This window comes from Thermopolyspora sp. NPDC052614 (genome assembly GCF_040678635.1).
Classification (GTDB): Bacteria; Actinomycetota; Actinomycetes; order Streptosporangiales; family Streptosporangiaceae; genus Thermopolyspora.
Genome location: NZ_JBFATZ010000009.1, coordinates 1 through 9,555, shown reverse-complemented (window position 1 = coordinate 9,555; position 9,555 = coordinate 1). Strand labels below are relative to the sequence as shown.

Annotated in this window: 9 protein-coding genes and 1 pseudogene; 8 read left to right on the top strand and 2 right to left on the bottom strand. The window is 60.7% G+C overall.

Going from position 1 to position 9,555, the window contains the following annotated elements; translation table 11 throughout:
* The first annotated feature begins 30 nt into the window (after window positions 1–30).
* From AB0K60_RS20210 to AB0K60_RS20190, 5 genes are all read left to right on the top strand, one after another.
* A complete protein-coding gene (locus tag AB0K60_RS20210) occupies window positions 31–135 on the top strand; it encodes a DUF397 domain-containing protein (protein WP_364057621.1) in 105 nt (34 codons plus the stop codon).
* Window positions 122–349 (top strand): DUF397 domain-containing protein, encoded by a 228-nt coding sequence (locus tag AB0K60_RS20205; RefSeq protein WP_364056832.1) that lies wholly within the window; start codon window positions 122–124, stop codon window positions 347–349. The genes AB0K60_RS20210 and AB0K60_RS20205 overlap by 14 nt, the downstream gene beginning before the upstream one ends.
* A gap of 35 nt (window positions 350–384) precedes the next feature.
* Complete coding sequence (locus AB0K60_RS20200; RefSeq protein ID WP_364056829.1) at window positions 385–642, top strand: GNAT family N-acetyltransferase; 258 nt, start codon at window positions 385–387, stop codon at window positions 640–642.
* Window positions 643–732: 90 nt separating this feature from the next.
* Window positions 733–1,635, top strand: a complete 903-nt coding sequence (locus tag AB0K60_RS20195; protein ID WP_364056826.1) for an SAM-dependent methyltransferase — start codon at window positions 733–735, stop codon at window positions 1,633–1,635.
* Window positions 1,636–1,723: 88 nt separating this feature from the next.
* A complete protein-coding gene (locus tag AB0K60_RS20190) occupies window positions 1,724–2,632 on the top strand; it encodes an SAM-dependent methyltransferase (RefSeq protein ID WP_364056823.1) in 909 nt (302 codons plus the stop codon).
* A 239-nt stretch (window positions 2,633–2,871) separates the two neighbouring features.
* Here the strand turns inward: AB0K60_RS20190 and AB0K60_RS20185 are convergent, their stop codons facing one another.
* On the bottom strand, window positions 2,872–5,955 hold the full coding sequence (locus tag AB0K60_RS20185; protein ID WP_364056820.1) for a DUF3427 domain-containing protein: 3,084 nt from the start codon (window positions 5,953–5,955) through the stop codon (window positions 2,872–2,874).
* Between the two features lie 319 nt (window positions 5,956–6,274).
* Here AB0K60_RS20185 and AB0K60_RS20180 point away from each other — a divergent pair, with 319 nt between their 5' ends.
* The 3 genes and pseudogenes from AB0K60_RS20180 to AB0K60_RS20170 all read left to right on the top strand — a co-directional run bounded on the left by AB0K60_RS20180 (window position 6,275) and on the right by AB0K60_RS20170 (window position 8,286).
* Entirely contained in the window at window positions 6,275–6,628 is a 354-nt protein-coding gene (locus AB0K60_RS20180; protein WP_364056817.1) for a hypothetical protein, read from the top strand.
* A pseudogene (locus AB0K60_RS20175) lies at window positions 6,625–7,824 on the top strand (YDG/SRA domain-containing protein); the annotation flags it as partial. The gene AB0K60_RS20180 and the pseudogene AB0K60_RS20175, both read left to right, overlap by 4 nt.
* 81 nt (window positions 7,825–7,905) lie before the next feature.
* Window positions 7,906–8,286, top strand: a complete 381-nt coding sequence (locus tag AB0K60_RS20170; protein WP_364057619.1) for an HNH endonuclease — start codon at window positions 7,906–7,908, stop codon at window positions 8,284–8,286.
* Between the two features lie 378 nt (window positions 8,287–8,664).
* Here AB0K60_RS20170 and AB0K60_RS20165 read toward each other — a convergent pair.
* Window positions 8,665–9,555: ISAs1 family transposase (locus AB0K60_RS20165; RefSeq protein ID WP_364056814.1), on the bottom strand; the 891-nt coding region annotated here is incomplete at its 5' end.

Below are 9,555 nucleotides of genomic sequence, written 5' to 3'. Positions count from 1 at the left end.
GTCGAGGCCGCCCGTTTCCCCTCCGGTCGAATCGGCATACGGGACTCCAAGAACCCCACAGGACCCACACTGCTGATCAGTTACCACACCTGGCGAGAGTTCATCGTTGAGGTACGCGCCGATGAGATGGCGTAAGAGCAGCTACAGCGGCGACACGGGTAACTGCGTCGAGGTGTCCTCCGACCACAGAAAACGCGTCGCCGTTCGCGACTCGAAGAATCCATCGGGGGTCGTCCTGATCTTCGATAGAACGGAGTGGGCGCGCTTCCTGACCGACATCCGCGCCCCGACGATGGAGGCTTCGCTGGCCTGCTCACCTATGTCTGGATCCGGCGAACGGCTCGTGTGAGATTCTCACGCTGCACACGACCAACCAGTGGCAGGGTGCCGCGCCTCATCGCCGCCGTCGAAGAGGTCGCCGCCGGGCTGGGGCTCAGCCGCCTCTGGCTGATGATCACCACGAACGACAACGTGGACGCCCTGCGCTTCTACCAGCGCCGCGGCTTTCGATTCGCCGCGATCCACGCCGGAGCCGTCGACGACAGCCGCGCCCGCCTCAAGCCCGAGATCCCCGAGACAGGCAACTACGAAATCCCGATACACGATGAGATAACTCTCGAAAGGCACCTTCCGGGCAGTTAACACCTCCGTCAACAACACCGATATTTCAGGTCATAATGGGTGTCGAGATCTTGCCCTTGCTTGTATGCCCTCGACGCCCGGAGGTTGGCAATGTCAGGTAGTGAAGCCGGCGGCGGGCCGGATCGGTTCCTGCGCGACACCGCGGCCGAGGCGGCTCCCGCCCCCGACATCGACACCTCCAAGCCCCATCCCGCACGAATCTACGACTATTGGCTTGGCGGCAAGCACAACTACGCGGCCGACCGCGAGGTGGCCGAGCAGTTCATCAAGGTCCTGCCGAAGACCAGGTTCGGGACGCGGGTCAACCGGCGGTTCCTCATCGACTCGGTCCGGTGGCTCGCCGAGGAGGCGGGCATCCGCCAGTTCATCGACATCGGCTCCGGGCTGCCCACCCAGCAGAACGTCCACGAGGTCGCCCAGGAGATCGCCGAGGACGCCCGCGTCGTCTACGTCGACAACGATCCCCTGGTGCTGGTGCACGCCGACGCGCTGCTGACGGCCGACGACCGCACCATCGTCATCAACGCGGACCTGCGCGAGCCGCAGCGCATCCTCGACGATCCCGCGGTGCGCAACCTGATCGATTTCTCGCAGCCCGTGGCGCTGCTCATGGTGGCGGTCCTGCACTTCATCGATGACGACCAGCTCGCCTACAGGTGCGTCAAGACCCTGTGCGACGCGCTCCCCACGGGCTCGTACGTCGTGATCGCCCACGGCCTCGCCGAGGAAGGGCGCGACGACATCGACGAGGCCGTGCGGGTCTACAACAGGGCCAGTTCCTCGGTCACCCCGCGCACCCGCGAGCAGCTCGTCGCCTTCTTCGACGGTCTCACCCCGGTCGGCCCCGGAATGGTCCACATCGCCGACTGGACCATCGGCGACGCGGACTTCCGCCGCCGGGAGCGCCCCGACGACGTAATCGTCTCCATCAACGACCGTTCCGCGCTGGCCGACATCGCCCTGATGGTCGGCATCGCCCGCATCGACCGCTGATCGTCGCCCCGCCGGCGGCACTGTTTCCAAGGACGCTGCGACCATCTGGAGGTGGGCCATGTCGCGCGGCGACATCGATGGTGACGATGTGGCGAAATCCGCGAGCGAGACGCCGGGCACCGTGCCGAATGGGCCGACGCCGGAGGCCGCGGAGACGCCTCCCGCGCCGGACATCGACATCTCCAAGCCGCATGTCGCCCGCATGTACGACTACTTCCTCGGCGGCAAGAACAACTACGCGGCCGATCGCGAAGCCGCCGAGCAGGTCATCGCGATGTTCCCGCAAACGCGACTGGGCGCGCGGGCCAACCGGCGGTTCCTGATCGACGCGGTGCGGTGGCTGGCCGGGGAGGCGGGCATCCGCCAGTTCATCGACATCGGCTCCGGGCTGCCCACCCAGCAGAACGTGCACGAAGTGGCCCAGGAGATCGCTGCGGACGCCCGCGTCGTCTACGTGGACAACGACCCGCTGGTCCGGGTGCACGCGGACGCGTTGCTGGCGGCCAACGGCAACACCGCCGTCATCGAGGCCGACCTGCGCGACCCGCAGGCCATCCTGAACGACGCCACGCTGCGCGGGCACCTGGACCTCTCCCGGCCGGTCGGCCTGCTCATGGTGGCGGTCCTGCACTTCATCGAAGATTTCGACACGGCGCTGGCGAGCGTCAGGCACCTGTGCGACGGGCTGCCCTCGGGCTCGTACCTGGTGATCTCGCACGGCCTGGCCCAAGAGGGACGCGACGACGTCGAGGAGGTCCGGAAGGTCTACCGCAGGTCCAACTCCTTGGTCGTCATGCGCAGCCGTGCGGAGATCGCCCGCTTCTTCGACGGGCTCACCATGGTGGGCCCCGGCCTGGCCCACTTCGCCGACTGGAGCATCGGCGACGCGGCGGCACGGCGACGCGCCTACCCCGACGACCGGCTCGTGTCCATCGACGATCGCTCCCACCTGGCCGACATCCCGATGATGGGCGGCATCGGCCGCATCGACCGCTGATCGTCCAGCCCGCCGAACGAGAACCCTGTGACCCGTCTGAAGACCGGCGTCCCCCGCAGCGACATCGATGGTGATGAGTCGACGAGATCCGCGGGCGAGGCGCCCGAGAGCCGCCACCTTGGTCATCCACCAAGCTGCATGGGAGAGCTTCATCAGCAACATGCGCGCACAACCACTGGCTGCCGTCATCAACGGGAGTGGCCCACCCCGTTAACCAGATCGGCCACCCTGAAACGGCCCTAGACAGCAATCGCCGCTCGGGCAAACAGCTCTACAGGCATCTCCTCGTCGAGTTCCCAGGTTATAGCCATTGGGCGCTCGCCACGATGTTCCCTATAGCGCACGGGACCATGAAAAACGAACGGCTCCGGATAGCCATTTTCGTTCTCCTTGTGCTCCCGCGTAAATAGCAGCACGTGAGTTCCATCGCTCTCATGGTTCTGGTAGCGGAGTCCGGTTACAGACTTTTCGCCTGTGCGGTTCTGCGACTCCCAATGGAACAGCTTTGGCGAGAGCGCATAGTCTCGATACATCGTCTGGGGAGAGAACTCCTGGGCGTTCTTCTGCAGGGTAACGAAAAGGGCATCGCACCGCGTCGCCGGGCACCATGCCACCCCTTCGCGCATAGAGGAGGGCACGGAGCCACCCAGCGAAGCCCAATTGAGCGCCGCCAGCACCTCATCAGTGGAGTAACGCGCATTGACTGCAAGCGGAATGTAACTCAGCATTCCATGCAATGGCTTAGGTACAAATGCCGGCGACCCAGCCCCGTGCCTAAGAACCTCACGAATCTCACCGCAGAGGTCCACCTCCGCCCGCAACTGCTTGAGCGCATCATCGTAGGATGAGAACCCTCCACCGTTGCGCCACAGAGTAAAGAAGAGCATTCGAGCAAATACTTGCTCCAGTTCCGACAAGTCCTCATAACGAGGACAGTCATCATCGAGCAATCGCGCGTAAGACTCAGCTCTACGCAAATCATCGACATGGATGAGAGCACGAACCCTACGCCCGAGCAGCGTTTCCAGAGGAGAAGCCACACCTCCAAGAAGCTGCGCCCGTCGCAGCAGATCTGTCCAGTACCGGTTGTTCCGATAGATATCGGCGATATCGCGTCCGCTCTCGCTGAGGTACCCTGTCAACGACGTCTTCGCGTACGACCGAATCTCTTGAGCCAAGGTGTTCGCATTCGCCCCCAAGTGGGCCTTGAGTTCGGCGAGCAGACGATCCTTGGTGACTCGGTCCAGGACGATCTGACATCCGGCCGGTAGCAGCGGGAAGTCCTTGGCCACTTCCTTCTCCAGACGCTTTCGCGCAAAGCCGATCAGCGCCTGGAAACGATTTCCGTATCGGTACTCCTTTCGATGCTGTCCAACAAAGTCGAGAACCGTAAGCACGCTCTTTTCCGGCGTCCGACGAAGTCCTCGACCAAGCTGCTGCAGAAACACCGTCGCGCTCTCTGTGGGTCGGAGCAGAAGGAGCGTATTAACGTCGGGTACGTCAAGACCTTCGTTGAACAGGTCAACCGTAAATAGGAAGGCGACCTCACCGTCACGCAGGGCTTTTAGCGCCACCCTCCGCTCGCCATTTTCTGTGGTTCCATCTACAGCCAGCGATCGCAGCCCTGCCCGCGTGAGAAAGTCTGCCATGAAGCGAGCATGCCGAACTGAGACACAGAACCCCAGCCCTCGTATCTCACCGGTATCGCTTACCTTGTCCAGAAGTGCATTGAAAACAAGTCGCGCACGAGCAGTGTCTTCAGCAAGAGCCTCGTCGAGAGCACGGCTATCGTACGCCCCTCGTGACCACTTCACCCCAGACAGGTCAGTTTCGTCGTTGATCCCGAAGTAGTGGAATGGGCAAAGGAGATCGGCATCCAACGCCTCCCAGAGTCGCAGCTCGGCTGCGATACGTCCCTCGAAGAACTCATCCTGAACCCAAGTCCCGTCGGCCCGTTCAGGAGTCGCGGTGAGCCCAAGCAACTCTTTCGGCTTCAGGTGATTGATAATTTTGCGATACGTAGGTGCAGCGGCGTGATAAAACTCGTCGATCACTACAACATCGAAGTGGTCAGGCTTAAACTGCTCTATCCCTTGCGTATTGAGTGACTGCACCGACGCAAAGGCATGCCGCCAGTACCTTGACTTATCGCCTCCAACATGCAGTTCGCCGAAATCTGGATCTGCCAGGACCTGACGGTACGTACCTAGCGCTTGTGTCAGGATCTCCCTTCGATGAGCCACGAATAGTAGAGAAGGTTGCCGCCCTAAACGCTGCTGCAGGTTACGGTAGTCGAACGCCGCCATCACAGTCTTTCCTGTTCCGGTAGCAGCTACTACCAAGTTGCGGTGGCGATTATGAATAGTGCGCTCCACATCGAGCTTTTCCAACATGTCGCTCTGGTGCTGGAGGGGGTGTGGAACAAGCGCCGGAAGATCGAAAAGCCTCTGTCCCTCCTTCGACCGAGACAGCGCCTCGTCAAGCCGCTCACTGGACTCCGGGTCGTAAGGCTCGAACTCCGCCCTATTCCAGTACGAGTCGAAGATCCCCTCAAACTTGTCCAGCAGACGCGGGGTTGTAACCGAGGACAGCCGGACGTTCCACTCCAAGCCATCCAGCAGCGCGGCTCGCGAGAGGTTGGAACTGCCGACATATGCCGTGTCGAATCCAGTGTTGCGACGCAGCAACCACGCCTTGGCATGCAAGCGAGTGGAGTTCTGCTCGTAACTGATTCGCACCTGTGCTCCGAAGTTGCGCACAGGCCGATCCAACGCCCGCCGTTCGGTAGCACCCATGTAGGTGGTAGTGATGACGCGCAAGGGGACTCCTCGACGCGCCAACTCAGCGAGCGGGCGCTCTAGGATACGCAGCCCAGACCACTTCACGAAGGCGCACAACAGATCGACACGATCCGCGCTCGCGAGCTCGGCCGCCAACTCGTGGGCAAGGTTCGGGTCCTCATGAGCATTCGTCAGCAGGGCCGCCTCTGACAACGAGGTCGATGGGCGTACCGGCGGAACAGAGCCAGGGCCCGCCTCGATGATCGACAACAGTCGACGCGGGCCGTTCTCAAGAACTTGTGGATCAGCCAGGAGTCTCAGGACGCGATTGGCGAGTTCAACCTGCTCCTCAGGGGACTTGAGCGACGCAAGTGTGTCAGCCGCTACCTGGCCGACAAAACGGCCAAGCGTATGCGCGACGTCTCCCTGATCAACTTGGCCGATGTCAACCAAGTGACCGGAGGCCCGCCATCCGGTTACACGCTCAGCGAGCTGACGAGTGAGTAGCGCGTCATACAGCCCGAGGACGGGAGTGTCATCCACAGAAACATGCCTCCATGTTCTTCCCTGCCAGGTAGCACCTTTTTGATCAGCAAGCACCAAATCGCCCTGGTAGAGGCATGCAAGACCTCAGTTCGTCGTTCCAGTACGACTGTTGTGCAACGCCTGGATCGCTTGGTTACCAGGTGTTGCTGTCCGGTGTCTACTGGAGAGGCAATGGCATGACCTGCACGTCTACGTTCGATCTTGTTAGCCAGTCTTCGACAACTTACTGTGAGCAACGTGTTCAGTTACGCCCGCCAGCCATCAATAATAACGGTATCATGCCCATACTGCCGCATCTGCACAGATTGGTGGACATATGGAACCATCTGTCTTCAGCCTCCGCATCACCGGACGCCACGCTGACGAAGAACTTAGGTCGCTCTACGAGTGGCTACTGGGCGAGCAGAACCTTCGGCGCGATATTGACATACGCTTGACCTATAAGGAGCCAGCCCCAGGAGAGATGGGAGACACACTCGACTTTATTTCATTACTTGTGACGAGTGCCTTAGCATGGCCAGGTTTCACGGCGGCATTGGCGCAATGGCGACAAACGCGTCGAAATCGACCAAAGATCACGATTGAGCGAGGTGATACTACGATCACCCTATCGGACGCAGATACTGACCTTGTCGTGAATATTCTAGATGCGGTTAAGGATCACGATTGAAGCTTCCCAACCCCCTGACTTCTCGCGTAGTACTAGTTGGTACCAGTCAGTACAACCATCTTCCTCCACTACCAGCAGTCGCTAATAATCTCAGGACGATCGGCAAGCTCCTAAGCACTGATGACCTGTGGGGCCTACCCAGTCAGCATTGCATAACAGTCCATAATCCGAGCCATCCCGATGAGATACTTGACCCCCTATGGGCAGCAGCCGAAGAGGCACGCGATACGCTCATCATATACTATGCCGGCCATGGTCAAATATACGGAAATGAGTCGGAGTTGCATCTAACTCTCGTCAATTCCGAGAGAGGGAGGGATTACAAAGCGGTGCGCTACGAGTATGTCCGTGCAGCACTGCGACACAGTCGAGCAAGATGCAGAATCGCGATCCTGGATTGCTGCTATAGTGGACGTGCATTAGGTACGCTGAATGGAAGCGACGACGCCACGGAAACGCTTGCCAATAGTGCGGACTTAGGCGGAACTTATCTTATGGCGGCCAGCGGAGAAAATAGAACCGCTTCTGCCGAGGGAGCCGAAAGTTACACTGCTTTCACTGGCGAGTTAATTCGAGTTATTCGTGACGGGATTCCGGATCAGCCAGAACATCTCGAACTAGAGGCCATTTTTAGATGTGCCCGAGATGCGCTTAGGGACAAGAATCTCCCCATCCCTCAGAGCCGCGGATCCGATTACGCCGGCAACGTGGCCCTGTTCCGGAACAGAGCGCATAGTAGCCACCAAGTCGACACGTTCACAGAAAATTACGGAGCGATCCCTGGAATCTCTATAGGTACACTTTTCCCAAACCGTCAAGCCCTTCACGATGCTGGAGTTCATCGTCCATTACAGGCAGGAATATGCGGTACTGCTAGGCGAGGTGGAGCAGAGTCCATTGTAGTATCAGGTGGCTACAAAGACGATGAAGATTATGGTGAAGTAATTATCTACACTGGGCACGGCGGAAGAGATCCCGACAGTCGGACTCAAGTACGGGACCAGTCGCCAGAAGATCCCGGTAATGCTGCACTAATCAAGAGTATAACAACGCAGCTGCCCGTTCGCGTCATCCGAGGGTCTCGCGGAGATAGTAGGTTTTCACCTGAGGCGGGATTCAGTTACGACGGACTGTTCCTCGTCAAGGAGTACTGGCTCAAACCCAGCCATGATGGTCCTATCGTTCTACAGTTCCGACTTGAACAGTTTGGTGATCGCGATGAGCAGAGGCATCGATATCGTCGAGGCCGTGAACTAGCGTCTGGCCGCTGGGAGCAAGTGGCGCCTGGCATCTACTCCGACCGCCATCTGGCAAATGACCTGAAGCAGCTCTATAGCTATGCCTGCCAGATTTGTGAGACAGTACTTGAGATTCCAGGCGGGATACGCTTCGCCTCTGTGGCACACATTCGTGGGCTGGAGTTACCTCATAGCGGACCTGACACTCTTAGTAACATGCTATGCCTGTGCCCGAATCATCAGGCCTTATTCAAGTTCGGCAGTATCACGATCGAGGATGATCTGAGAGTTATCGACCAGACGGATGGCGAGGAGATCGGCGTACTGTTAGTCAGGCATGATATTGACCTTGAGCATATTCGGTACCATCGCGAGCATCACAAGTTTGGCCACCAGAAATTACGCGATCAGCTCAGCTGACCGTGCACGAACCGTGGCCGGGCAAGTTGGAGTGCCTTGTACGGCACCGCGTGAAGCGTATTGCCATCTCGGGGGACGGGCGGCTGATGGCGGGGCGGAGACAGCGGCAAGCTGTCATTTCGTATGATCGCCATCTGAGGTGGTGACTTCGCAGGGAAGTCGTCGTTCTAACCACATGGGTCTGGGCGCGCTGGCCGGTCTCGGCATCGTCGGCGTAACTGGCGACGGGAACAACCTCGAGATCTCCTGGGAGGAACTCGGCCTACGACTCGTCCTCACTGTGTTGATCATTGTTGGTCGTTCGGTCGGTCATTCACTCGGATAAAGTTGGCCACTCTTGACCAGGGCTCCGGCGTTCTCGCGTTTTGTCTGGTTTGATCACGTGAGGCCGAGGGTTACGAGGCAGCGGGCGGGGTCTTGGGCATGGCGGCGGTTGGCCTGGGCGATGTTGGTCCAGCCGCAGAGCTTCAAGACTCCGATGGCCAGATTGCGCAGGGCTGCCATGACGGCGGGCCCCGACCCGGTGCGGACCTGGGAGAGGTCCTCGCGGTAGGTGACGTCGCGGACGTGGTGCAGGGCTTCGATCTGCCGGTGCGCGCGGATCCATCCGGCCGGTTCCCCGGGGCGGGCCTGGTGTGCGTCCAGACCGGTCACGGCGTAGACGGTGACGCTCTTCCACCGTCCGCCCGAGCGGGGCCGGACCTTGCGGGTGATGCGGATGGCCTGGGCGGCGTGCGGGAACAACAGCCCCGCGGCCACCGAGCAGACCTTGATCGAGCGTTTCCCGGTACGGCCGTGCCCGTGGACGGTCTCGGTGTGACCGACCTCGACCTGCCGCCAGGGCAGGGCTTTGAGCTGCTTGTACAAGGCGGGCTGGTTCTTTTTCACGGTGAGGATGTAGTGCGCGTTCTTCTGCTCGACCAGGAAGACGGCATGCTCGCGCCGGGTGTGCAGGGCATCGGCCGTGACCACCGCGCCGGCCAGGTCCAGCGGTTCCGGCAGCGGCGCGAACGCCGCCGGCTCGTTGCTCTTGCCATCGACCTCGACCTGCCCCAGGACCGCCGAGGTACGGCTGTCGGTCACCGCGAGCAGATGAACGGCCCGGCCGGAGCCGGTGTGGTGCCGGGTGCCGCGCAACGCCTTGCCATCGACCGCCAGGCACCGCCGCTGCCGGCGGATCGTGCGCCCGGCGGCCCGCACTGCTTGGGTCCGGGCCGCGGCCAGGTCGTTCAGCCAGGTGCCGGCCGCGGCGGCGAACGCCGCGGCGTC